The following is a 22,472-nucleotide window of genomic DNA, read 5'->3' as shown; positions in this document are numbered from 1 at the left end:
AGGAGAACCGTGAACGAACGCGAGAAGGCGCTGCTGGACGAGGTCGACACCCGCCTGTTCATCGGGGGCGAATGGGTCGACTCCTCGTCGGGGAAGACCTTCCAGGTGCGCGATCCCGCCACGAACGAGGTCGTCGCGCACGTCGCCGACGCGACCGAGGAGGACGGGATCGCCGCGCTCGATGCGGCCGTGGCGGTGCAGGACGAGTGGGCGAACACCCCGCCGCGCGTGCGCAGCGACATCCTGCGTCGCGCGTTCGAGCTCGTCCGAGAGCGCGCGGATGACGTGGCGCTGCTGATGACGATCGAGATGGGAAAGCCCCTCGCCGAGGCGAAGGGCGAGGTCACATACGGCAACGAGTTCAACCGGTGGTTCAGCGAGGAGGCCGTGCGCATCGCGGGCCGCTACGGCTCGAACCCGGAGGGCACGGGCCGGATCATCGTGTCGCAGCGTCCGGTGGGGCCGTCGTTCTTCATCACGCCGTGGAACTTCCCGTTCGCGATGGCGACCCGCAAGATCGCGCCGGCGCTCGCCGCGGGCTGCACGGTGGTCATCAAGCCCCCGCAGCTGACCCCGCTGACGACGCTGTTCTTCGCGAAGCTGCTCGTGGAGGCGGGCCTTCCGAAGGGTGTTGTGAACGTCGTGACCTCGGCGTCGTCGAGCCGGGTGTCGGCGCCGATCATCGCCGACCCGCGGCTGCGCAAGCTCTCCTTCACCGGGTCGACCGAGGTCGGGCGCAAGCTCATCGCGCAGGCCGCGGAGGGCGTGCTGCGGGTGTCGATGGAACTGGGCGGCAACGCGCCGTTCGTGGTGTTCGAGGACGCCGACCTGGACAAGGCGGTGGACGGCGCGATGCTCGCCAAGTTCCGCAACATCGGCCAGGCCTGCACAGCGGCGAACCGCTTCATCGTGCACGAGTCGGTCGCCGAGGAGTTCGCGCAGCGGATCACCGAGCGCGTCACGAAGATGAAGATCGGTCGCGGCACGGAGGAGGGGGTCGAGATCGGCCCGCTCATCGATTCCGATGCCGTGGACAAGGCGGTCGAGCTGGTGGCGGATGCGACAGAGCGCGGCGCGACGGTGGTCGCGGGCGGCGAGCGGCTCGACGGCCCCGGCACGTTCTACCAGCCGACGGTGGTCACCGGCGTCCAGCCGGGCAGCGCCATCCTGCGCGAGGAGATCTTCGGCCCGGTGCTGGCGATCGCCACGTTCGCCACGGAGGACGATGCCGTGCGCCTCGCGAACGACACCGAGTACGGCCTGGTGTCGTACGTGTACACCGAGGACCTGCAGCGCGGGCACCGGATGATCGAGCGCCTGGAGACGGGGATGATGGGCCTCAACGCGGGCGTCGTGTCGAACGCCGCGGCCCCGTTCGGCGGCGTCAAGCAGTCGGGCGTGGGCCGCGAGGGCGGCTTCGAGGGAATCCACGAGTACCTCTCCACGAAGTACACGTTCCTCCCGAACGCCTGACGCAGCCCGCGTCCGGCGCCACGCGCGGGCGGCCCCACGGTTCGCGGGGTCTCAGGGCATGCCGTATGCTTGTGTGGCAGTTGTCATCTGCATTCTTTCGCCGTGCCCGGCTTCCGGACGGGCGGGGGAGCGGATGATCCAGGGGTCCGACGGATCTCTAGGGCGGTAGCTCAATTGGCAGAGCAGCGGTCTCCAAAACCGCAGGTTGCAGGTTCGATTCCTGTCCGCCCTGCGCGTCAGCGTCAGCTGACTCACGAAAGGCAGTCAATGGTCCAGGACGCAGCAAGCGGCGACGTCGTCGCGGCAGGCACGAGCGGTGAGAAGAAGCCCGGCTTCTTCGCACGGATCGTGATCTTCTTCCGCCAGGTCATCGCCGAACTCCGCAAGGTCGTGACTCCGACCCGCTCGGAGCTGCTGAAGTTCACGGCTGTCGTGCTGGGATTCGTGGTCGTGATGATGGCCCTTGTCTACGGTCTCGACTACCTCTTCTCGTGGGTCACGACGGTCGTCTTCGGAGTCCCGGCCTGACCTGCTGACGCATCGCTCGTCCTGTCTCGGCAGGTGAGCATGCGGATGAAGCGCACCCGCTCATCCGCCGTTGAACGGAAGAGATGAACGCCAGTGTCTGAAAAGCACGTCGACGACGCCGACTGGGCGCCGGCAGCCGAGCAGTCGAGCGAGGAGGACGAGGCCCAGGAGGGCAACGTCCTGTACGCCAACCTGCACGCCAGCGACTCCGCCGAGCACCTCGCGATGCACATCGACGGCCCGAATGACGAGGACGACGAAGTGAGCGACGAAGACATCGAGATCGACGACCCGGAGGCTGACGCGATCGTGAACGACGCCCTGAACATCGACGAGACCGAAGAGGTCGAGGCCGCCGCCGAGGTGCTGAACGACTCCGTGGAGGAGGAGGCCGCCGAGCGCGAGGCCGCCGAGGCCACCGAGGTCGCCCCCTACGACGGCCCCGACGTGAACGGCGACGAGGATGAGGCTGACGCCGACGCGGATGCGGACGCCGACCCGTACGAGGCGTTCCGCCAGGAGCTGCGCTCGCTCGAGGGCAAGTGGTACGTCATCCACTCCTACGCCGGCTTCGAGCGCAAGGTGAAGGCCAACATCGAGCAGCGCAAGTCGACGCTCGAGGTCGAGGACGACATCTACCAGGTCGAGGTCCCGATGGAGGACGTCGTCGAGATCAAGAACGGCCAGCGCAAGATGGTCACGCGCGTGCGCATCCCCGGCTACGTGCTTGTGCGCATGGAGCTCAACGAGGACACCTGGTCGGTCGTGCGCCACACGCCGGGCGTCACCGGCTTCGTGGGCAACGCCCACAACCCGACGCCGCTGCGCTTCGAGGAGGCCTTCAACATGCTGAAGCCCCTCGTCGAGATCAAGGAAGCACAGGCTCAGGCGAAGAGCGGCGCCCCCAAGGGCAGCGCCACGCAGGCCCGCGTCATCCCCGCCGAGGTCGACTTCGAGACCGGCGAGACGATCACGATCAAGGAGGGCTCGTTCGCGGGCCTTCCCGGCACGATCAGCGAGATCAAGCCCGAGAGCGGCAAGCTCACGGTCCTCGTCTCGCTCTTCGAGCGCGAGACCCCGGTCGAGCTCAGCTTCGACCAGGTCACCAAGATGGTCTAGTTCTTCTCACGAGCGCGAGGGGGTCGATCCACAGGATCGGCCCCCTCTTGCTCTGCTAAGATCTACTGGTTTGCGCCATGTCTGCGCGAACGACACCGCTCGCAGGATCCGGATCTCCGGATGGTCCTGCGTGCGGGAGAGCGGATGCAACCGGCATCCGCTCGATGAGAGGAAGAGGAAATGGCACCGAAGAAGAAGGTGACCGGCCTGATCAAGCTTCAGATCAACGCCGGTGCAGCCAACCCGGCGCCGCCGATCGGCCCGGCCCTGGGTCAGCACGGCGTCAACATCATGGAGTTCTGCAAGGCGTACAACGCCGCGACCGAGTCGCAGCGCGGCAACGTCATCCCCGTGGAGATCACCGTCTACGAGGACCGCAGCTTCACGTTCGTTCTGAAGACCCCGCCGGCCGCGGAGCTCATCAAGAAGGCCGCCGGCCTCGCGAAGGGCTCGGCCACGCCGCACACGGTCAAGGTCGGCAAGCTCACCAAGGAGCAGGTCGCCGAGATCGCCAAGACGAAGCAGCCCGACCTGAACGCGAACGACATCGAGGCCGCCTCGAAGATCATCGCCGGCACCGCCCGCTCCATGGGCATCACGGTCGAGGACTGAGGGGGATAACCAACATGGCTACCAAGTCCAAGGCTTACGCTGCCGCCGTCGAGAAGCTCGAGGCCGGCAAGTTCTACACGCCCACCGAGGCCGTCGCCCTCGCGAAGGAGACGGGCTCGAAGAAGTTCGACTCGACCGTCGAGGTCGCGCTGAAGCTCTCGGTCGACCCGCGCAAGGCAGACCAGATGGTGCGTGGCACCGTCATGCTGCCGCACGGCACGGGTAAGACCGCCCGCGTCATCGTCTTCGCCAACGGCCCCGCGGCCGAGGCCGCCATCGCGGCCGGTGCGGACGAGGTCGGCGGCACCGAGCTCATCGAGAAGGTCGCCGCCGGCTGGACCGACTTCGACGCGGCCGTGTCCGTGCCGGAGCTCATGGGCCAGGTCGGTCGTCTGGGTAAGGTCCTCGGCCCCCGCGGCCTGATGCCGAACCCCAAGACCGGCACCGTGACCCCCAACCCGGCCAAGGCCGTCGAGGAGATCAAGGGCGGCAAGATCGAGTTCCGTGTCGACAAGCACGCCAACGTCCACTTCATCGTGGGCAAGGCGTCGTTCTCGGCCGAGCAGCTCGACGCCAACCTGCAGGCCGCGCTCGACGAGATCGTGCGCCTGAAGCCGTCGAGCTCCAAGGGCCGTTACATCCAGAAGGGCGCCGTGTCGACCACGTTCGGCCCTGGCATCCCGCTGGACGTCAACGTCATCGCGTAACTCGCGCATCGCAGAAGGGGCTCCGCCGCCAGGCGGGGCCCCTTCCGCATTCCCGGATGATCCGGATCAGGCGGTGCGACGGATCTCGAAGCCGCTCGCACCGGTCGGCTCTGCGGGGGAGGTGTCGAGCGACGTCACCGCGGCGCCCGCCGGCCCGTGCTCCATCCAGGCGAGCAGCGCGTCGACGGCCGCGACCTCGCCCTCGACGAGGGCCTCTACGGAGCCGTCCGCGAGGTTGCGCACCCACCCGGCAACGCCCAGGCGCCGGGCCTGTGCGCGCGTCTCGAAGCGGAACCCCACGCCCTGCACCCGGCCGCGGACGATGACGTGGACGCACAGCTGCCGAGGAGTCATGCCTCCATCGTGGCGCGCGGATCAGGCGACGGCGAGCCCCGCGGCGAGCAGCAGCATCGCGACGGCGATGAAGGCGTCGAGGATGCGCCATGCGCGCGGGGAGCGCAGCCAGCGCGCCGCGAAGCGTGCGGCGACCGTCATCAGCGAGAACCAGATCGCGCTTCCCACGACGGCGCCGGCGCCGAACACCCAGCGCAGGTCGCCGTAGCCGGCCGACACCGAACCGACGAGGAACACCGTGTCGAGGTAGGCGTGCGGGTTCAGCCAGGTGATCGCCAGGCACGACAGGATCGCCGGCGCCAGCGTGCGGGAGGGTGCGGTCTGGGCGACGCGCACCAGCGTCGCGGTGCCGCCGCCGAGGTCGGATGCGGGAGCGGCGACCGGTGCCGCCGGCTCGTCGAGCACGATCGACTGCTCCTGCGGGCGCAGCGCCCGCCAGGCGGCCATCAATCCGTATGCCGCCAGGAAGACGACGCCGCCCCAGCGCACGAGCTCGAACAGCCAGGGGAGGTGCTCGACGACCACGCCGAACCCGGCGACGCCCGCCGTGATCAGGATCGCGTCGCTCACCAGGCAGGTCACGGCGAGCGCGATGACGTGGCGCCGCTGCACGCCCATCCGCAGCAGGAACACGTTCTGCGCGCCCGGGGCGATGATCAGCGAGAGGCACAGGCCGAGGCCGGCGAAGAAGGCGGTGAGCACCCTTCGACGGTAGGAGCGTTCGTGCGATGATCAAAAGCGACGTTCAAGATTCTTCGCTCGATTAAGGACTGCTTCATGTTGATCGCGCCCGATCTGGCCGCCACCGTCGCGGCGATCGTCGACGAAGGGAGCCTCGACGGCGCCGCCAGGCGGCTGCGCATCACGCCGTCCGCGGTGAGCCAGCGGCTCCGGGCTCTCGAGGGCCAGCTCGGCCGGGTACTCGTCGTGCGGGCGAAGCCGGCGCGGGCGACGGAGGCCGGCGCGGTCGTCGTGCGACTCGCGCGGCAGTACGCCCTGCTCGGCCACGACGCCGGCGTGGAGCTCGGGCTCGAGGGCCCTGGTCGGATGCACGTGCCGATCGCGGTGAACTCCGACTCGCTCGCGACGTGGTTCCTCCCCGCGCTGCAGCCGGTGCTTCACGCGCACGACATCGCGCTCGAGCTTCACCGCGACGACCAGGATCACACCGCCGAACTGCTCGAGGCGGGAACGGTGACGGCCGCGGTCACCTCGCAGCGCGACCCCATCGCCGGCTGCGTGGTCACGGACCTCGGATCGACCGTGTACCACCCGGTCGCATCGCCCGCCTTCATCGAGCGCTGGTTCCCGGCGGGATCCGGGCTCGACGCCCTCGCCGCAGCTCCCGTCGTCGACTACGACCGCACCGACGACCTGCAGACGCAGTGGCTCGAGGAGCGGGGAGTCGACCCGACCCGTCCGCCGCGGCACTATGTCCCGGCCTCGGAGGACTACGCGACCGCGGTGCGGCTCGGCTTCGGATGGGGCCTGCTGCCGCCGATGCAGGCGCAGTCATCGCTCGACGCCGGCCGCCTCGTGCGACTTGACGGGCCGCGCATCACCGTGCCGCTGTACTGGCAGCAGTGGAACCTGCGGTCCCCGCTGCTCGCCGACATCCGCGAGGCGGTCATCACCGCCGCCCGCGCCGCGCTCGAGCAGGACTGATCCGCGGGATCCGGATCAGTCGGCGGAGACCCGCAGCACGAGCTTGCCGCGGGTGTGGCCGAGCTCGAGTTGACGATGCGCCTCGGCGGCGTCCTCGAGCTCGAACACCTTCTCGATGTAGACCTGGATCGCGCCGGAGTCGAGCAGCCGCCCGATCGTCCCGAGCGCGGTGCCGTCGGGCGTGACCTTGAAGCTGGTCGCGCGCACTCCCGCCTCCGCGGCGGCCTCGGCATACTCGGGCCAGCTGCCGGTCGGGACGACGACGAGCAGACCACCCGGGCGCAGCACGCCGAGCGAGCGGCGCCCTGTGTGCGCATGCGCCTCGCCGACGAGGTCGATCACGACGTCGACGTCGGTCACCACGCCCTCGAAGCGCGTCGTCGTGTAGTCGATCACGACCTGGGCGCCGAGCTCGCGCAGCCAGGGGCCGTTCGCCGAGGACGTGGTGGCGGTGACGTGCGCCCCGAAGTACGCGGCGAACTGCACGGCGAAGTGGCCGACGCCGCCCGATCCCGCGTGGATCAGGATGCGCTGCCCCTCGTGCGCGCGGGCGGTCTCGACGACAAGCTGCCACGCCGTCAGGGCCGCGAGCGGCACGCCCGCGGCCTCGGCGTGCGACAGTGACGCCGGCTTCGCGGAGAGCGACAGCGACGGCGCGACGACGTACTCGGCGTAGCTCCCCGGCGTGCGCGGGGCTGCCACCATGCCGTACACCGCGGTGCCGGGAGGAAGCGGATGCGCCTCGTAGGGCGAGGTGACGACCACGCCCGAGAAGTCGAACCCCGGCACGGCCGGGTATGCGCCGACGGCGTGCGAGACGCCCCGGCCCGCGCGGGTCTTCGCGTCGATCGGGTTCACGCCCGCGGCGACCACGCGCACGAGCACCTCGTCCATGACCGGCACCGGCGCGGGGACCGTCTCCACCCGCAGGATGGACGCGTCGCCCAGTCCGTCGTACACGACGGCGCGCATCTGCTCGGGGGGAGGCGCCGGCAGTGTGCCGGCGAGGCCTGCCGAGCGCGGAGTGATCGTGCGTGCCGGGCGGAATCTCATCGATCGTCCCCTTCTCGGCGTTCCAGCGGATCGTGCGTCGTCGCCCGATCCCTCGTATCGAGAGTCAACCCGTCCAATGTCTCGCGGGTGTTTCGGCGGTGAAACAGATCCGCGGCGCCGGTGCGGGAGGCGGGATGGCGACCCGCGGGCGTTGCGTCAGGATGGTGTCGGCCGCCGGGGTTAGGGTCGATGGGTGACCCCCGAACTGCAGGCCCGGATCCTCGCGGACTCCCGCGACCGGGTCGCGTGGCTCAGGGCTCGCGCCCGGGGAATCACCGCGACGGATGTCGCCTCGCTCACGGCGAGCGACAAGTCGATCGCCCGCGCCGCCGACCAGAAGCTGATGGGCTCGCGCTTCTCCGGCAACTCCTACACGGACCACGGCCGCCGGCGCGAGCCGGAGATCGCCGCGTGGGTCGCCGCGACCCACGGCATCCAGCCCTCGAGCGCGCTGTTCCACGCCGTCGTCGAGAAGCGCCACCTCGCGACGCCGGATGGCATCGGGGTGGATGCGCAGGGCCGGGTCGCGCTCGCCGAGATCAAGACCACGAACAAGTCGTGGCGCTCGATCCCGCGCAGCTATCTGCGGCAGGTCTGGTGGCAGCAGCACGTGCTCGGTGCCGAGCGCACGCTGTTCGTGTGGGAGGAGCACCGCGACTTCCAGCCGCTCCACGACGAGCCGAAGTGCACGTGGATCGAGCGCGACGATCGCGAGATCGCCCAGCTCGTCCGCCTGGCGACGCGGCTCATCGACGAGCTCTACCAGCGCACGACCGGCAAGACCGTCGCGGAGGTCGCCCCCGCGCCGGCGTCAAACCGCGAGCGCCTGCGCGAGCGCGACATGTTCCGCGCTCTCGCGCTGTCCGACTGACGGTTCGGGGGCGCCCGCACGGCGTGCTAAGCTTGTCGAAGCCGAAGACCGCCGGTCATCTTCTCGCGCTTGCGCGGAACGATCGAAGCACTGCATCGCAGGGGCCCGCGCAGGTGTACGAATGAGATCTCCGGATCTGAGCTCCGTGCGCTTGCGCCGGAGCTTTTCTGCGTTTCGGGGGTGGTCCTCGGTCGGTGCCTCACCGCCGTGAGGCATCTCGTACCCACCAAGGAGTGACCATGGCGCAGAAGGATGCATCGGTCAACGAGCTCACGAAGTCTTTCGAGAGCTCGAACGCCGTCCTGCTGACCGAGTACCGCGGTCTGACGGTTGCCCAGCTCAAGGAGCTGCGCAACAACATCCGTCAGGACGCGGAGTACGCCGTGGTGAAGAACACGCTGACGAAGATCGCCGCCAAGGCTGCGGGCTTCGACTCGCTGGAGGACGACCTCAAGGGTCCGTCGGCCATCGCGTTCGTGCACGGTGACTTCGTCACCACCGCCAAGACGCTGCGTGACTTCGCCAAGGCCAACCCGCTTCTCGTGATCAAGGGCGGTGTGTTCGAGGGCAAGGCCCTCTCCGCCGACGAGGTCAACACGTACGCGTCGCTCGAGAGCCGCGAGGTTCTGCTGGCGAAGGCGGCGGGCATGATGAAGGCCACGATGGGCAAGGCCGCGGCCACCATCGACGCTCTTCGCGAGAAGCTCGAGACCGCTCAGGCCGCGTAAGCAGCCGGCGTTTCATCCCCACAAACCACTTATCTATCTAGGAGATACATCATGGCGAAGCTCACCACCGAGGAGCTGCTCGAGCAGTTCTCCGAACTGACCCTCATCGAGCTCAGCGAGTTCGTGAAGGCGTTCGAGGAGAAGTTCGAGGTCACCGCTGCCGCTCCCGTCGCCGTCGCCGGTGCCGGCGGTGGCGCCGCTGCCGAAGAGGTCGAGGAGAAGGACTCGTTCGACGTCATCCTCGAGGCCGCCGGCGACAAGAAGATCCAGGTCATCAAGACCGTCCGCGAGCTCACCTCGCTGGGCCTCGGCGAGGCGAAGGCCGTCGTCGACGGCGCGCCCAAGGCCGTGCTCGAGGGTGCGAACAAGGAGACCGCCGACAAGGCCAAGGAGGCCCTCGAGGCCGCCGGCGCCACGGTGACCCTCAAGTAATCCATTCGGATTCACTTCGCGCGAAAGCCCCGGGATCTCCCGGGGCTTTCGTCGTCTGCGGGCTTGCCGCTCAGTCCGTGACACTCCCGTGACTCGGGGATCGTTGTCCGCGATCCCGGGGGCTACTAGTGTCGGCGGCACAGCCCTCCGAACCCGAGGGAAAGGCGCGCGGCAGGATCGCGCGACGACAGACGGGAGCAGACGATGTCGACTGCACAGCGAAAGAGGCTCATCCTCTCGACCACCGGCCTAGGGATCACCGTGCTCGCACTCGCGGGCTGCAGCGGCGGCCCCGGAGTGCAGGGTGGCGGCGGAGACGGCGGCGGCGGAGACGGCGGCGGCGGAGACAACCAGGTGACCGTGTACGGCACGATCATCGACGCGGAGCAGGAACTCCTCGAGCAGTCCTGGGCGGACTGGGAGGAGGAGAACGACATCGACATCGTGTACGAGGGGTCGCAGGAGTTCGAGGCCCAGATCGCCGTGCGTGCGCAGGGCGGTACTCCGCCTGACCTGGCGATCTTCCCGCAGCCCGGTCTTCTCGCCGACATGGCGAGCCGCGGCTACCTGCTCGAGGCCCCCGAGGGCGTCGTGAACAACCTCCGCGAGAACTGGGCGGAGGACTGGGAGGGCTACGCCACCTTCGAGGACAAGATCTACGGCGCGCCGCTCATGGCGAACGTCAAGGGCTGGGTCTGGTACCAGCCGAGCGTGTTCGAGGAGAACGGCTGGGAGGTCCCGACCGACTGGCAGGGTCTGCTCGATCTCACCCAGGAGATGCGCGACGCGACCGGCAACCCGCCGTGGTGCGCCGGCTTCGGATCGGACGCGGCGACCGGATGGCCGGGAACCGACTGGATCGAGGACCTCGTCCTGCGTCAGGCCGGCCCCGAGGTCTACGACCAGTGGGTGGCGAACGAGGTGCCCTTCACGGATCCGCAGATCAAGAGCGCCTTCGACGAGACTGCGAAGATCCTGCTCAACCCCGACTACGTCAACGCCGGCTTCGGTGACGTCGCCTCGATCGGCACGACGCCCTTCGGTGACGTCGCCACGGCACTCGTCGAGGGCGACTGCATGCTGACGCACCAGGCGTCCTTCCTGGACGGCTTCATCGTCGAGGCCGGCGGCGAGGTGGCCCCCGACGGCGACGTCTGGGCGTTCATGCTTCCGCCGTACGACTCCAGCGCGGAGGGTGAGGTCGTCACGGGTGGTGGCGAGATCGTCGGCGCGTTCAGCGACGAGGAGGCTGTGGTCAAGGTGCAGGAGTACCTGTCGAGCCCGGAGTGGGCGAACTCCCGCGTCTCGCTCGGCGGTGTCATCAGCGCCAACAAGGGCCTCGACCCGGAGAACGCGCAGAGCGAGATCCTCAAGGAGGCGATCGAGATCCTGCAGAGCGAGGAGACGACGTTCCGCTTCGACGGCTCGGACCTCATGCCCTCGGTCGTCGGCTCCGGCTCGTTCTGGCAGGGGATGCGCGACTGGGTGAACGGAGCCGAGACGTCGCAGGTGCTGGAGCAGATCGAATCCGGCTGGCCGGCCGAGTAGCAGCCGACGACCATGGCGTCATTCCTCACATGGTTGAGCACACTGTCGCCGTGGCTTGAGATCCCGATCATCATCGGGGTGTTCGTCGCTGCGGTCGGCATCCTGCTCTTCTTCATCGAGATCGCGCCGCGCGCGGGCCGGATGTACACCATCATCCGGCTCGCCGCGTGCGTGCTCATCCCGCTCGGCATCATGTGGGCGCTTCAGTCGTACACATGGGCGATCATCGCGGCGGGGGTGCTCGGCGCGCTGTTCTTCTGGCTCGACCTGCGCTCCCGCGACGGAGCGGGAACGCTCTTCCAGCTGTTCGGGTTCCTCGCTCCGGCGCTGATCCTGCTGCTTGTCGGGCTCGTGTTCCCGGTGATCCAGACGTTCGCGCAGTCGATGATGAACTCGCGCGGCACGGCGTTCGTCGGCTTCGACAACTTCCTGTGGATCTTCACGCAGCCGCAGGGGATCCGGACCGTCGTGAACACGATCGTCTGGGTGCTGATCGCGCCGGTGCTCTCGACCGTGATCGGTCTCGTGTACGCGTACTTCATCGACAAGACGCGGGGGGAGAGGGTCTACAAGATCCTCGTGTTCCTGCCGATGGCGATCTCGTTCGTGGGCGCGTCGATCATCTGGCGCTTCATGTACACGGCGCGTCCGGCGGACGCCGAGCAGATCGGCTTCGTGAACCAGCTGATCGTGTGGCTCGGCGGCAGCCCCGTCCCGTTCCTGCAGGTGCAGCCGTGGAACACGCTGTTCCTGATCATCGTGTTCGTCTGGATCTACACCGGATTCGCGATGGTGGTGCTCTCCGCCGCCATCAAGGGCGTGCCGACCGAGCAGCTCGAGGCCGCCGAGCTCGACGGCGCGAACGGCTTCGAGCGGTTCATGAACGTCGTCGTGCCGGGAATCCGCCCCTCGCTGATCGTGGTGCTGACGACAATCGCCATCGCGTCGATGAAGATCTTCGACATCGTGCGCACCATGACCGCCGGCGCCAACAACACCTCGGTGCTCGCGAACGAGATGTACCAGCAGTTCCGGAGCTTCGAACCCGGACGGTCGGCGGCGTACGCCGTCATCCTGTTCATCCTCGTGCTGCCGCTCGTCATCTACAACGCGAGACAGCTCCGGGCGCAGAGGGAGGTGCGGTGATGGCTGCCACAGAGGAGGTCGTGGCGACGACCCAGGCCGTCACGACGGCGAAGAACGGCAGGAAGCCGGTGCTCGGCGACACCAAGCGGCGGCTCACGTCGCCCGTCGCCACCATCGCGGCGATCGTCATCGCGGCGATCTGGACGGTGCCGACCTTCGGCGTGCTGGTGTCGTCGTTCCGGCCCCGTCAGCAGATCGAGCGCAACGGATGGTGGACGGCCCTGCAGAACTGGGGCTGGACGACCGACAACTACAGCGAGGCGCTCAACTCGAGCACGGGCGGTCTGACGATGCTCGGCGCGTTCGTGAACTCGTTCGCGATCACGCTGCCGGCGGCGATCATCCCGCTGATCATCGCCACGCTCGCCGCGTACGGCTTCGCGTGGATCGAGTTCCGCGGGCGGAACCTGCTGTTCGTGCTGGTGTTCGCGCTGCAGATCGTGCCGATCCAGATGGCGTTCATCCCGCTCCTGCAGCTGTTCTCGCGGGGCGAGCTGTTCGGCTTCCCGATCATCCAGGCCTTCGGGCAGGCGGGGTACGCGCAGGTCTGGATCGCGCACACGATCTTCGGCCTTCCGTTGGCGATCTTCCTGCTTCACAACTTCATCTCGCAGATCCCGCACGAGGTCATCGAGGCCGCGCGCGTCGACGGGGCGGGCCACGGGCAGATCTTCTTCCGGATCGTGCTGCCGCTCAGCATGCCGGCGATCGCGTCGTTCGCGATCTTCCAGTTCCTGTGGGTGTGGAACGACCTGCTCGTGGCGCTGATCTTCGCCGACGGAAACGTCGCGCCGATCACGAAGCTCCTCGCGCAGATGACGGGATCGCGCGGCGAGGACTGGCACCTGCTCACGGCCGGCGCGTTCATCGCGATCATCGTGCCGCTGCTTGTGTTCCTGTTCCTGCAGCGCTACTTCGTCCGCGGCCTGCTCGCCGGGTCGGCGAAGGGCTGACGCGACAGCGGCTGCGGCGGCGACGATCGGTCTCCGCCGCAGCCGCTGTGCGTGTGAGGCCGCTCAGCTGCAGCCGAGGCGCTCCTGCACCGACTGAAGGGCCTGGATCTCGCGCTCCTGCGACTCGGCCATGCCGCCCGCCACACGCCCCACGCGGGGATCGCTGCCGAGCCGCTGGATGGCATCCACCATCTCGATCGCGCCCTCGTGGTGACGGATCATCAGGGACGCGAAGAGGCAGTCCTGCGCGGTGCCGGTCGCCTCGCGCAGCGCGGAGAGCTCGTCCTCGTCGGCCATTCCCATCGCCGCCCGCAGCTCGTCCTCGCTCGCGGGCTCGGTCGAGGAGCCGCCGTGGCCGTGGCCGCCGTCCTCGGACATCCACTGCATGAGCGGATCCGAGCCGTGCTGCGGCACACCCCAGTCCTCGATCCAGCCGAACATCTGGCCGGACTGCTGCGACTGCGCCGTGGCGATGTCGTAGGAGAGGAGGCGCACCTCCTCGTCCTCGGTGTCGCGGTACACGATCAGCGCCATCTCGACGGCCTGCGCGTGATGGACCTGCATGTCGCGGGCGAAGCCGATGTCGGCGGCGTTCGGGCCGCCCTGGGCCGCGCCGAACGTCGAGAACCGGCCGATCGCGAACGCCAGGCCGGCGACGAGCACGATCGCCAGAGCGATCAGCGGCCAGCGGCGCGGGCGGGTGACGGTCTCGTCGGAGCCGGACACGTCAGAGCTTGCCGGGGCCCTCGATGCCCGTGCACGAGGCGCCGAGCTCGGGGGCGGTGCCGCCCTGCCAGTACTCCTCGATGAACTGGGCGATGCGGGGGTCGTCGACGGAGTCGACCTTCAGCTGGTGCTCCCAGGCGCTGACGGCGATGGGGGTGTCGAGGCCCTCGTAGGGCGACACGATCGAGTAGGTGCGCGGGGCGAGCTCGCGGAGCGCCTCGAGGTCGTCGCCCTGGATCTCGTCGGCGTCGTACGTGATCCACACCGCGCCGTGCTCGAGCGAGTGGACGGCGTTCTCGTTCGCCTGCGGCTGGTCGTAGACGCCGCAGCTGAGCCACGCGATGTTGTGGGGTCCGCCGGCCGGGGGGTTCTGCTCGTACTCGACGACGCCCTCGACGTGGTCGGACTCGAGATCGAACGTCTCGACGCCCTCGATGGTCGCGCCCTCGCTGCCGGCGGTGTACGACCGGGGCGCGAACACGATCGACGCGACGATGACGGCAACGACCGCCAGGACCGCGACGATGCCGACGACCCACCAGAGCAGCTTGCCGCGCTGGCGCTTCTTCAGCTGGCGCTGGTACTCGGCGAGCTTCTCCTGGCGCTTCGCCTCGCGCTGCTGCTTGACGGTCTGCTCGATCTGCGCCTGGCGCGCGGGGTTGCCGGACTGCTTCTGCGGGGACACGCGACAATCCTATTCGGACACATGGAGCGAAAGTGCTGACCGGAGGCTCGGAGAACGCTATGTGGGCGTAGGATCGATCCCTCTCCCCGACGATGAAAGGGCCCCGTGCCTGACGCCCTGCCCCCGCGCACAGACTCGATCACCCTCCCGTTCACGGGGAGCATCCCGATCCCGCCCGCCACCGGCGCGATCCGCACGCTCGGGCCGAACCCGGCGACCGCGCCCATCGTGCTGCACCCGGGCGATGCGATCTCCTCGTCGCGGCGCCTGCTGTACGTGCTGCTGCTCGGCGCGCTCACCGCGCTCGGCCCCTTCACTGTCGACCTGTACCTGCCGGCGTTCCCGCTGCTTCAGCGCGACTTCGCCACCGACGAGGCGGCGATCCAGCTGACGCTGACGGGCACGATGATCGGCTTCGCCTTCGGCCAGCTGCTTGTCGGGCCGCTCAGCGACACGGTGGGGCGGCGCGGTCCACTGCTCGTGGCGACGGGCCTGCACGTGGTCGCGAGCATCACGGCCGCGCTCGCGCCGAACCTCGCGCTGCTCGGCGTCGCCCGCGTCGCGATGGGCTTCGGTGCCGCCGCCGGTGCGGTCGCCGCGATGGCGATCGTGCGCGACCTGTTCGGCGGGCGCCGGCTTGTGGTGATGCTCGCGCGGCTCGCGCTCGTGACGGGGGTCGCCCCGGTCGTCGCGCCGCTCATCGGATCCGCCCTGCTCGGCGTGATGCCGTGGGAGGGAATCTTCTGGGTGCTCGCCGGCTACGGCTTGGTCATGCTCGCTGCGGCAGTGTTCGGCATCCCCGAGACCCTTCCCCGCGCGCGGCGGCAGGAGCGCGGAGCGAGCACCGTGTGGCAGCGCTACCGGTCGGTGCTGTCCGACCGCGTCTACGTCGGCGTGCTGATCATCGGCGGGATGACCTTCGCCGGTCTCTTCTCCTACCTGTCGGCCTCGCCGTTCCTGTTCCAGGAGAGCTACGGCTTCGACGAGATCCAGTACGGGCTGCTGTTCGCGGCGAACTCGATCGGGCTCGTCATCGGCAACCAGGTCGCCTCGCGCCTCGCCGCCCGCTTCGGGCCGCAGTGGGTGCTCGGCGGCTCCACCGCGGTGCTCGTGATCGCGGCGACGCTCATCGTCGTCTTCGACCAGCTGGGGCTCGGCCTGTGGGGCACGGCCATCCCGCTGTGGTTCTTCATGAGCGCCTGCGGCTTCACGTTCCCGTGCGCGCAGGTGCTCGCCCTCGACCGCCACGGCAAGGCGGCCGGGACGGCGGCCTCGCTGCTCGGTGCCAGCAACGCGGGCATCGCGGGCCTCATCTCGCCGATCGTGGGCGCGGTCGCGGGCCCCGAGGGGATCACGGGCACGTCCATGGCGGTGGTGATGATCGGCTGCGCGCTGGTCGCTGTGGCGATGCTCTGGCTCGTCGTGCGGCCGCGCACGGTGGAGATGCTCAACCCCTGACGGGAGGGACCGCATGAGCGCGCGTCGGGATCGGATCAGCCGGGCCTGGCTGTGGTGGGGAGTCGGGCTGCTCGCCGCGGGCATCGCGCTCGGTGCCGGCCTGCTGCTTCCCGGCGCGGACCCGACGGTCGTCGACCTGTGGTGGGACGGCGTGCTCGCCGGCACGCCCGACGGTCTCGCGCTCTGGGTCTCGCTGTTCATGGACGCGGCCGGGGGCGGCCGCATCGCGACGCTGTGGCTGCCCCTCGCCGTGGTTGCCGTCCTCCTCGTCGCCCGGCGGCCGTGGGGCGCGGGCTACTTCGTGGTCGCGTCGCTCGCGAGCGCCGGGGTGGTGCAGATCCTCAAGCACGTCCTCGGCCGGGCACGCCCGGAGGACATCCTGGTCACGGTGGATGTCGGATCCTTCCCGTCCGGACACGTCGCGAACGCCGCGACCCTGACGCTCGCGCTCTGGATCATCCTTCCCCGACGGTGGGTGGCGGCGCTCGCCGCCTGCTGGATCGCGCTCATGGCGTTCTCGCGCACCTACGTGTCGGCGCACTGGCTGACGGACACGATCGGCGGCGCGCTGATCGGGGCGGCGGTCGCCCTCCTGATCGCGGTCGCGTTCGCGCGCGGGCTGACCGTCGAACGTCGCGCCGGACGCGGCGGTCGCGGGGGAGCGGCGCGTCGCTAGGCTGACTGCCATGAGCGCCGAGAAGGATCCCGCTGTCGTGGCCGCCGAGGCCGAACTCGCCCGACTGCAGGCGGAAGCCGAGGCCGCGGAGGCGGCCCTGAAGGCGGCGGAGGCGAAGGCCCGGCTGGCGGCCGCGCAGGCCGCGGCCGCGCAGGGCGCCGCAGGTGAGGCGGCGGACGACGAGACGGCTCCGGCCGATCCCGAGCCCGGTGTCGAGCAGGAGGCACCCGAGGCACCGGCCCCGGAGGCGCCCGAGGCGCCGGCCCCCGAGGCCGAGGCTGAGGAGACGCCGGCCGCGACCGCCGCGACCGGGCCGCTCGACGACGACGCCGTGACGGCGATCGTCGCGGGCTACACGTTCGACGCCGAGACGCTCGACATCGGCGCCCTCGTGAACGGAGACCCGCTTCCGCAGGCGCAGATCCGGATCCCGCTCGGCATGCTGAACCGGCACGGCCTCGTGGCCGGCGCGACCGGCACGGGCAAGACCCGCACGCTGCAGGGCCTCGCGGAGCAGCTCGCGGCGAAGGGCGTGCCCGTGTTCGCCGCCGACATCAAGGGCGACCTCTCGGGAATGGCCACGCCCGGCGAGCCCAGCGAGAAGCTGCTCGCGCGCACAAAGGGCATCGGCCAGGACTGGGCGCCGGCCGCATCCGCCGTCGAGTACTTCGCGCTCGGCGGCATCGGCAAGGGAGTGCCGGTGCGGGCGACGGTCACGGGCTTCGGCCCGCTGCTGCTGTCGAAGGTCCTGGGGCTCAACGACACCCAGGAGTCGAGCCTCGGCCTCGTCTTCCACTACGCCGACAAGAACGGCCTGCCGCTCGTCGACCTCGAGGACCTGCGCTCGGTGCTGACCTACCTGACGAGCGACGAGGGAAAGCCCGAGCTCAAGGAGCTCGGCGGCCTGTCCAGCGCCACCGCCGGGGTCATCCTGCGCGAGCTGATCACGTTCGCCGAGGGCGGCGCCGACGTCTTCTTCGGCGAGCCCGAGTTCGACGTCGCCGACTTCCTGCGGATGGCCCCGGATGGGCGCGGCATCGTCTCGCTGCTCGAGGTGCCCGGCGTCGCGAGCCGGCCCGAGCTGTTCTCGACGTTCCTGATGTACCTGCTCGCGGAGCTGTTCGAGATCCTGCCCGAGGTGGGGGACCCCGAGAAGCCGAAGCTGGTGTTCTTCTTCGACGAGGCGCACCTGCTGTTCAACAACGCGTCGAAGGACTTCCTCGCAGCGATCACGCAGACCGTGCGGCTCATCCGCTCGAAGGGAGTGGGCGTCTTCTTCGTGACGCAGACGCCGAAGGACGTGCACGAGGATGTGCTCGCGCAGCTCGGCTCGCGCGTGCAGCACCAGCTGCGCGCGTTCACCCCGGACGACGCCAAGGCCCTGCGCGCCACGGTTGGCACCTACCCGAAGTCGGGGTACGACCTCGAGCGGGTGCTGCAGGAACTCGGCACCGGCGAGGCGATCGTCACGGTGATGAGCGAGAAGGGCGCGCCGACGCCCGTCGCCTGGACCCGCGTGCGGGCACCCCAGGGCCTCATGGAGCCCACGCCGGAGGCGCAGATGGACGCCGCGATCGCCGCGTCCTCGCTGCTGCCGAAGTACGGCGAGCGTGTCGACCGTGAGTCGGCGTACGAGATCCTCACTGCGAAGGTGAACGCGGCCGAGGAGGAGGAGCGGCGGGCCGAGACCGAGGCGGAACTCGCCCGTCAGCGCGCCGAGATCGACAAGGCGAATGCCGCGGCCGAGAAGAAGGCCCAGCAGGAGTACGAGCGCCTGCTGAAGAAGACCTCCGGCACCGGCGGGACGCGCACCTCGTCGCGCGCCGAGAAGTCGACGCTCGAGAAGGTGCTCGGCTCGCGCACCACGCAGACGCTGCTCAACGGCGTGATCCGCGGCCTGTTCGGCACGGGGCGCCGCCGGTAGCGCGGGCCCTTGAGGGGCGTGCGCTAGACGGGCTCGCCGTCGAGGAAGCGCCCGACGATGCGCGCGCCCGGCCCGCCCTCGAGCAGGATGCCGTGCCGCGCCTCGGGCACGACGACGAGCTCGGCGTCCGCGATCCGGTCGTGGAGCAGGCGCGCGTGATCGACGGGGGCGAGTTCGTCGGCGCCGCCGTGCAGGATGAGCGTCGGCCCGGCGACGGAGTGCAGGTCGGCGAGCGCGTCATGGCGCCGGCTGGCGCGGAAGTGGCGGCCTCGGATGTTCGGGTCGCCGCTGATCGCGAGGAGGTGCATGAACCACTCGGGGTGCTTCGTGAAGAACACGCGCGCGATGCGCGCGCGATCACCGGAGCGCAGCGCCTCCTCCGCGGCGGCGGTGCGGGGCGCGCCGTGCGCGTCGCCCGCCGACGTCGACACGAGCACCAGGCGCCGCACGCGCTCCGGCGCATCGATCGCGAGCCACTGCGCCACGCGGCCGCCCATCGAATGGCCGACGACGTCCGCGCGCTCGATCCCCGCGTGATCGAGGATCGCGACGAGATCCCTGGCGAACAGGCGGGTCTCGTAGCGATCGGCGGAACCTCTGCCGCTGTCGCCCGTGCCGCGGTGATCGAACACGATGACCTGCCGTGATGCCGTCTCGCCGGAGTGCAGCAGAAGCTCTGCCGCGATGCGCCATGAGGCGTGCTCGACTGCCTGACCGGCGATCAGGATGACCGGGTCGCCCTCGCCGGCGACCCAGTACGCGAGGGTCGAGCCGTCGTCCGCGGTGGCATCGGCGCGCCTCCAGAGCGGAGGAACGCCGACGCTCACTGGTCGTTCATGAGGTCGCTGAGCGCGCCCAGGTGGATGATCGTGCCGTCGTTGAGCTGGATGTACAGCACCGAGGAGCGCGGGGTGTTGCCGTCGAGAGTGATCTCGATCGGCACACCGGGCGCGATCCCCGAGCGACGCTCGGGATCGCCGTTCGGCTGCTGCAGGTACACGCTTCCCCACACCCGACGGTCGTCGGTGCCGATCACGCACGTCAAGCCGCCGAAGAATCCGTCACCGCACGATGCCCATACCTCGGGCTGCGCGGTCGGCGGCGGCGTCGTCTCCACCGGAGTCGGCTCCGGCGTCGGCGTCGCGGTCGGCGTCTCCGTGGGCGTCGGAGTCGGCTCCGGCGTGTCCGTCGGCTCGGGCGTGGGCGTCCCCGAGGGGCTGTCGGTGGGGGTGGGCGTCGGTGCGTCGGGCTCCGGCTCGTCGAGCAGTAGGGTGCGGATGTCACCGAGTTCGCTCAGGCGGTGCGCGGCGATCCCCTCGTCCTCTCCCGCGTAGACGACCTCGATCGTCACGTCGGCCTGCGCCTGCGCGCGCGTCAGCTCGAACACGAGCGTTCCGGTGCCCTCGGCCGAGAGCGTCGTCTCGTCGAGCACCTCGTCCGACGCCATCGCCACGGCCAACGGCACGCCCACCGAGAACCCGCCATCGCCCGAGGCGTCATCGGAGCGGGCGAAGGCCTGCACGTCGCTGTTCGGCTCGCCGGTGACGGCGAGGGCGACGGCGCCGTCGTCGGTGCGCTCCGCCGAGGTCATGGCGAGCTGGGCGCGGTCTGTCGGCGCCTCGGTCGGCGCGGGGTCAGGGGTCTGTGACGGGGTCGGCTGTGCCGACGGCGGGGCGACGGCGGGGGACGATGCCGTCGGCGAGGGGCCGGGCTTCGCGGCGTCGGTCTCCTCGGGCTCCGGGGTCGCGGACGCATCCTCGGGGGCCGGCGTCTCGTCGATCAGCTCGGGCGACGCCTCGACCTCGGTCGACGGAGGCGCGGCGTTCTCACCGGCCGCGGGCGTGGTCGCCGCGGAGCCTCCCCCGGGGAACAGCCCGAGCGAGGCGGCGACGACGACACCGGCGACGGTCAGCGCCGTGGCACCGGCGGCGACGAGGCCGCCCACGGTCCACGCCGAGGCGGAACCGCCCGCCCCGGGGCCGCCCGATCCGCCGGAGGCCCCGCCCGACACACCGGCGGCGGCGCCGCCGACGGCGACGACCGCGCCCTCGACGACGGAGGACGGCATCGCGGCGAGGGCGACAGCCGCGGCGTCGCCGCGCTGCAGCGACGCGAGGTAGGCGGCGGTGGCCGAGACGCCGATCGAGAGGGGCAGCAGGACGAGCGCGAGGCGGCTTCCCACCTCGTGCGCCTCACCGGCGACGATCGTGCATCGCGCGCAGTCGGCGAGGTGGGCGTCCAACCGGGTGCGATTGCGCACGCCGAGGTTGCCGCGGGTGTGGGCGCCGAGGTGCTCGATCGCCCACTGGCACTCCGAGCCGTCCTCGACCGCGTTGAGGTGCGCCTGGATCCATGCCTCGCGCAGGCCCTCGCGCGCGCGAGAGGCGAGCTGCGCCACGGCGACGGGCTTCATCGCGAGCAGCGGTGCCACCTGGGACGGCTTCATCTGCTCGATCTCGGTGTACCAGAGCACCTCCTGCCAGCGCGTCGGCAGGCTGCGGAAGGCGGAGTGCGTGAGGCTGCGGTCGAGCGCGGCGATCGTCGCCTCGTCGGTGGTCTCGGGATCCTCGAGGGTGTCGAGCTCGTCGATCGCCGTCTCGCGCGCCGCGCGGCCCCAAGCGGCGGCGGTGTTGCGGATCGCCGTGAACAGATACGCGCGGAACGAGCCGCTGGGTCCGTGACCGCGGCGGATCGCCTGGAAGATGCGGGCGTACGCCTCCTGCACGAGGTCATCCGGATCGATCGTGCTGGAGACGGAGCGGGCCACCACGACACCCGAGCGGTAGTGGCGACGCCAGAGCTCGCCGAAGGCATCCGCGTCGCCGGAACGCGACCGCAGCACGAGGTCGGCGTCAGGCGCGGCCTCGGGGGCGTCGGGTGCTTCGTGGGTCGTCATGTGTGTGCTCGATACGGATGGTGTCCGGTGCGCGGACGGCGGATGGGCGACAGGCGCTCGGGAACGGATCGCCCCGCGCCACCTGGTGTCTCCATTCTCGTCGCTCGCGGGCCTGAACCGCCACTGAAAGGCCCGGTTTGTGGGTGGATTCTGCGCTGTGGACGAGTTGTCTGGACGTCCGCGAAGAAATTCTCGGAAGTCGCGTCATAGAACCGGCCCCACCGCATCTCATGAGGTGAGAGCACATATCGGTTCGCACTGCCGGGGGGCATGCGGGCAAGGCGCGCCGGATCCTGACCGATGCGGCGCAACGGGGCTCGAGAGATTCTCGGGGGAGGGCTCTCGAGCCCCGTTTCTGTGCCTGCGCGCTCAGCCGAGCTTCAGGCCGAGCAGGCCGCCCTTGCCGCCGAGCGAGACGCCGAGATCGATCCCGCCGACGCTCACGCCGACATCGACGCCGTCGCCGACCTCCGCGCCGACCCCGGCGAGATCGCCGGCCACGCCGGCGCCGACGCCGATTCCGTCGCCGTCGACCGTGACGTCGGTCGAGACCGTGCCGCCGGCGACATCCGCGCCGACGTCGATTCCGTCTCCGCCGACCGAGACGTAGGTCGTCACGGTGCCGCCGGCGACATCCGCGCCGACGTCGATCCCGTCTCCGCCGACCGAGACGTCTGCCTCGACGGCTCCGCCCGCGACGTCCGCGCCGACGGACACCCCACCGCTGCCGACTCCGGCGGTCACGTCGGCGACGCCGGGCGCCGTGACGCCCACCGACGCGCCGGGGGCCGACGGCGAAGGAGACGGCGCCGTGCTCGGGGTGGCGCCCTCGGCGGGACGCGTGCTCTTCGACGGCGTCGGCGTGGGGGCCGTGCTCGTCGTGGGAGCGGGGCTCTTGACCGGGGCGGGGCTCTTCGC

General features: G+C 70.1%; 22 protein-coding genes, 1 tRNA gene and 1 pseudogene. 16 read left to right on the top strand and 8 right to left on the bottom strand.

Features of this window, described 5'->3' with window-relative positions; translation table 11 throughout:
- The first annotated feature begins 9 nt into the window (after window positions 1-9).
- The 6 genes from IR155_RS05805 (at window position 10) to rplA (ending at window position 4,439) form a co-directional block, all read left to right on the top strand.
- Entirely contained in the window at window positions 10-1,473 is a 1,464-nt protein-coding gene (locus IR155_RS05805) for an NAD-dependent succinate-semialdehyde dehydrogenase (RefSeq protein WP_233441113.1), read from the top strand.
- A gap of 159 nt (window positions 1,474-1,632) precedes the next feature.
- Window positions 1,633-1,705 (top strand) — tRNA-Trp (locus tag IR155_RS05800).
- Between the two features lie 35 nt (window positions 1,706-1,740).
- A complete protein-coding gene (gene secE / locus IR155_RS05795; protein WP_135113882.1) occupies window positions 1,741-2,001 on the top strand; it encodes a preprotein translocase subunit SecE in 261 nt (86 codons plus the stop codon).
- Window positions 2,002-2,094: 93 nt separating this feature from the next.
- Complete coding sequence (gene nusG / locus IR155_RS05790; protein WP_135113881.1) at window positions 2,095-3,120, top strand: transcription termination/antitermination protein NusG; 1,026 nt, start codon at window positions 2,095-2,097, stop codon at window positions 3,118-3,120.
- A gap of 180 nt (window positions 3,121-3,300) precedes the next feature.
- Window positions 3,301-3,732: a 50S ribosomal protein L11 gene (rplK, locus tag IR155_RS05785; protein WP_135113880.1), complete on the top strand. Its 432-nt coding sequence runs from the start codon at window positions 3,301-3,303 to the stop codon at window positions 3,730-3,732.
- Between the two features lie 14 nt (window positions 3,733-3,746).
- A complete protein-coding gene (gene rplA / locus IR155_RS05780) occupies window positions 3,747-4,439 on the top strand; it encodes a 50S ribosomal protein L1 (protein WP_135113879.1) in 693 nt (230 codons plus the stop codon).
- 66 nt (window positions 4,440-4,505) lie between these two features.
- Here rplA and IR155_RS05775 read toward each other — a convergent pair whose 3' ends face one another.
- On the bottom strand, window positions 4,506-4,793 hold the full coding sequence (locus IR155_RS05775) for an acylphosphatase (RefSeq protein WP_135113878.1): 288 nt from the start codon (window positions 4,791-4,793) through the stop codon (window positions 4,506-4,508).
- A gap of 21 nt (window positions 4,794-4,814) precedes the next feature.
- Window positions 4,815-5,495 carry a LysE/ArgO family amino acid transporter gene (locus IR155_RS05770; protein WP_135113877.1) on the bottom strand — a complete coding sequence of 227 codons (681 nt, stop codon included), beginning with the start codon at window positions 5,493-5,495 and terminating at the stop codon, window positions 4,815-4,817.
- 75 nt (window positions 5,496-5,570) lie between these two features.
- On the opposite strand from IR155_RS05770, the gene IR155_RS05765 reads away from it, so the two are divergent.
- Entirely contained in the window at window positions 5,571-6,458 is an 888-nt protein-coding gene (locus tag IR155_RS05765; protein ID WP_135113876.1) for a LysR family transcriptional regulator ArgP, read from the top strand.
- A gap of 15 nt (window positions 6,459-6,473) precedes the next feature.
- Here IR155_RS05765 and IR155_RS05760 read toward each other — a convergent pair whose 3' ends face one another.
- Window positions 6,474-7,511, bottom strand: coding sequence for an NADP-dependent oxidoreductase (locus IR155_RS05760; RefSeq protein WP_135113875.1), 1,038 nt, complete (start codon window positions 7,509-7,511; stop codon window positions 6,474-6,476).
- A gap of 193 nt (window positions 7,512-7,704) precedes the next feature.
- On the opposite strand from IR155_RS05760, the gene IR155_RS05755 reads away from it, so the two are divergent.
- The 6 genes from IR155_RS05755 (at window position 7,705) to IR155_RS05730 (ending at window position 13,189) form a co-directional block, all read left to right on the top strand.
- Window positions 7,705-8,382: a YqaJ viral recombinase family protein gene (locus IR155_RS05755; protein WP_135113874.1), complete on the top strand. Its 678-nt coding sequence runs from the start codon at window positions 7,705-7,707 to the stop codon at window positions 8,380-8,382.
- 239 nt (window positions 8,383-8,621) lie between these two features.
- Window positions 8,622-9,110 carry a 50S ribosomal protein L10 gene (gene rplJ / locus IR155_RS05750; protein ID WP_135113873.1) on the top strand — a complete coding sequence of 163 codons (489 nt, stop codon included), beginning with the start codon at window positions 8,622-8,624 and terminating at the stop codon, window positions 9,108-9,110.
- Between the two features lie 51 nt (window positions 9,111-9,161).
- Complete coding sequence (gene rplL / locus IR155_RS05745) at window positions 9,162-9,542, top strand: 50S ribosomal protein L7/L12 (RefSeq protein WP_135113872.1); 381 nt, start codon at window positions 9,162-9,164, stop codon at window positions 9,540-9,542.
- Between the two features lie 204 nt (window positions 9,543-9,746).
- Entirely contained in the window at window positions 9,747-11,090 is a 1,344-nt protein-coding gene (locus tag IR155_RS05740; protein WP_135113871.1) for an ABC transporter substrate-binding protein, read from the top strand.
- A 33-nt stretch (window positions 11,091-11,123) separates the two neighbouring features.
- Window positions 11,124-12,236 carry a carbohydrate ABC transporter permease gene (locus IR155_RS05735; protein ID WP_228066706.1) on the top strand — a complete coding sequence of 371 codons (1,113 nt, stop codon included), beginning with the start codon at window positions 11,124-11,126 and terminating at the stop codon, window positions 12,234-12,236.
- On the top strand, window positions 12,236-13,189 hold the full coding sequence (locus tag IR155_RS05730; RefSeq protein ID WP_135113869.1) for a carbohydrate ABC transporter permease: 954 nt from the start codon (window positions 12,236-12,238) through the stop codon (window positions 13,187-13,189). Before IR155_RS05735 ends, IR155_RS05730 begins: the two co-directional genes overlap by 1 nt.
- 63 nt (window positions 13,190-13,252) lie before the next feature.
- Here IR155_RS05730 and IR155_RS05725 read toward each other — a convergent pair whose 3' ends face one another.
- Both IR155_RS05725 and IR155_RS05720 read right to left on the bottom strand, forming a co-directional pair.
- Window positions 13,253-13,915, bottom strand: coding sequence for a DUF305 domain-containing protein (locus IR155_RS05725; RefSeq protein WP_135113868.1), 663 nt, complete (start codon window positions 13,913-13,915; stop codon window positions 13,253-13,255).
- A gap of 1 nt (window position 13,916) precedes the next feature.
- On the bottom strand, window positions 13,917-14,600 hold the full coding sequence (locus IR155_RS05720) for a DUF3105 domain-containing protein (RefSeq protein WP_135113867.1): 684 nt from the start codon (window positions 14,598-14,600) through the stop codon (window positions 13,917-13,919).
- Between the two features lie 138 nt (window positions 14,601-14,738).
- Between IR155_RS05720 and IR155_RS05715 the strand changes: the two genes are divergently transcribed.
- From IR155_RS05715 to IR155_RS05705, 3 genes are read left to right on the top strand one after another with little or no spacing between them, the layout of a single operon-like run.
- Window positions 14,739-16,058, top strand: a complete 1,320-nt coding sequence (locus IR155_RS05715; protein ID WP_406917160.1) for a multidrug effflux MFS transporter — start codon at window positions 14,739-14,741, stop codon at window positions 16,056-16,058.
- 13 nt (window positions 16,059-16,071) lie between these two features.
- On the top strand, window positions 16,072-16,734 hold the full coding sequence (locus IR155_RS05710; RefSeq protein ID WP_135113865.1) for a phosphatase PAP2 family protein: 663 nt from the start codon (window positions 16,072-16,074) through the stop codon (window positions 16,732-16,734).
- 10 nt (window positions 16,735-16,744) lie between these two features.
- The gene (locus IR155_RS05705; protein WP_135113864.1) at window positions 16,745-18,658 is read left to right on the top strand and encodes a helicase HerA-like domain-containing protein; all 1,914 of its coding nucleotides are present in this window, start codon (window positions 16,745-16,747) and stop codon (window positions 18,656-18,658) included.
- A 23-nt stretch (window positions 18,659-18,681) separates the two neighbouring features.
- Here IR155_RS05705 and IR155_RS05700 read toward each other — a convergent pair whose 3' ends face one another.
- The 3 genes and pseudogenes from IR155_RS05700 to IR155_RS05690 all read right to left on the bottom strand — a co-directional run.
- Complete coding sequence (locus IR155_RS05700; RefSeq protein ID WP_167760716.1) at window positions 18,682-19,485, bottom strand: alpha/beta fold hydrolase; 804 nt, start codon at window positions 19,483-19,485, stop codon at window positions 18,682-18,684.
- Window positions 19,482-21,554 carry a sigma-70 family RNA polymerase sigma factor gene (locus IR155_RS05695; RefSeq protein WP_167760715.1) on the bottom strand — a complete coding sequence of 691 codons (2,073 nt, stop codon included), beginning with the start codon at window positions 21,552-21,554 and terminating at the stop codon, window positions 19,482-19,484. Before IR155_RS05695 ends, IR155_RS05700 begins: the two co-directional genes overlap by 4 nt.
- Window positions 21,555-21,923: 369 nt before the next feature.
- Window positions 21,924-22,472: pseudogene (locus IR155_RS05690) on the bottom strand (hypothetical protein); the annotation flags it as partial.

Origin of the sequence: Microbacterium paludicola (assembly GCF_015235415.1) — a bacterium.
In the GTDB taxonomy this organism is placed as follows: Bacteria; Actinomycetota; Actinomycetes; order Actinomycetales; family Microbacteriaceae; genus Microbacterium; species Microbacterium paludicola.
The sequence above is the reverse complement of the archived record's forward strand: the minus strand, read 5'-3'. Positions and strand labels throughout refer to the sequence as shown.

What these genes read in the sequence shown, in the direction of transcription:
- secE (WP_135113882.1), top strand. Translation starts at nt 1,741, where the DNA reads ATGGTCCAGGACGCAGCAAGCGGCGACGTCGTCGCGGCAGGCACGAGC.
- rplK (WP_135113880.1), top strand. Translation starts at nt 3,301, where the DNA reads ATGGCACCGAAGAAGAAGGTGACCGGCCTGATCAAGCTTCAGATCAAC.
- rplA (WP_135113879.1), top strand. Translation starts at nt 3,747, where the DNA reads ATGGCTACCAAGTCCAAGGCTTACGCTGCCGCCGTCGAGAAGCTCGAG.
- IR155_RS05775 (WP_135113878.1), bottom strand. Translation starts at nt 4,793, where the DNA reads ATGACTCCTCGGCAGCTGTGCGTCCACGTCATCGTCCGCGGCCGGGTG.
- IR155_RS05765 (WP_135113876.1), top strand. Translation starts at nt 5,571, where the DNA reads ATGTTGATCGCGCCCGATCTGGCCGCCACCGTCGCGGCGATCGTCGAC.
- IR155_RS05760 (WP_135113875.1), bottom strand. Translation starts at nt 7,511, where the DNA reads ATGAGATTCCGCCCGGCACGCACGATCACTCCGCGCTCGGCAGGCCTC.
- rplJ (WP_135113873.1), top strand. Translation starts at nt 8,622, where the DNA reads ATGGCGCAGAAGGATGCATCGGTCAACGAGCTCACGAAGTCTTTCGAG.
- rplL (WP_135113872.1), top strand. Translation starts at nt 9,162, where the DNA reads ATGGCGAAGCTCACCACCGAGGAGCTGCTCGAGCAGTTCTCCGAACTG.
- IR155_RS05740 (WP_135113871.1), top strand. Translation starts at nt 9,747, where the DNA reads ATGTCGACTGCACAGCGAAAGAGGCTCATCCTCTCGACCACCGGCCTA.
- IR155_RS05730 (WP_135113869.1), top strand. Translation starts at nt 12,236, where the DNA reads ATGGCTGCCACAGAGGAGGTCGTGGCGACGACCCAGGCCGTCACGACG.
- IR155_RS05710 (WP_135113865.1), top strand. Translation starts at nt 16,072, where the DNA reads ATGAGCGCGCGTCGGGATCGGATCAGCCGGGCCTGGCTGTGGTGGGGA.
- IR155_RS05705 (WP_135113864.1), top strand. Translation starts at nt 16,745, where the DNA reads ATGAGCGCCGAGAAGGATCCCGCTGTCGTGGCCGCCGAGGCCGAACTC.
- IR155_RS05695 (WP_167760715.1), bottom strand. Translation starts at nt 21,554, where the DNA reads ATGACGACCCACGAAGCACCCGACGCCCCCGAGGCCGCGCCTGACGCC.